We start from the raw sequence: 230 nt of genomic DNA on the forward strand, positions 1-230 counted from the left end.
AGTTAATGCCAGTGGTGGCAGCGATCCCCTTTGGAGTTTCCCCAGAGCCGTCACTATGCAGCGCTGCCCGGCTGATCTCCAGACCAATCACGCGTGCCAGATCATCGCGCACCATGGCTTCCACATCCAAAGATGATTGAATGAGAAGTCTGCGGGAATAATCCGTAAACGCACCCAGAGTGTGCGGGGCTAGTTCGATCTGATCAAAAGCCTCTGCGCTTTTGGTCACA

Annotated in this window: 1 protein-coding gene; it reads right to left on the minus strand. The window is 54.3% G+C overall.

The genetic code is table 11. The features are described from left to right. Positions 1–230: phage major capsid protein (locus PsWM33_RS23545; protein WP_193778458.1), on the minus strand; the 230-nt coding region annotated here is incomplete at both ends.

Source organism: Pseudovibrio sp. WM33, from assembly GCF_001623165.1.
In the GTDB taxonomy this organism is placed as follows: domain Bacteria; phylum Pseudomonadota; class Alphaproteobacteria; order Rhizobiales; family Stappiaceae; genus Pseudovibrio.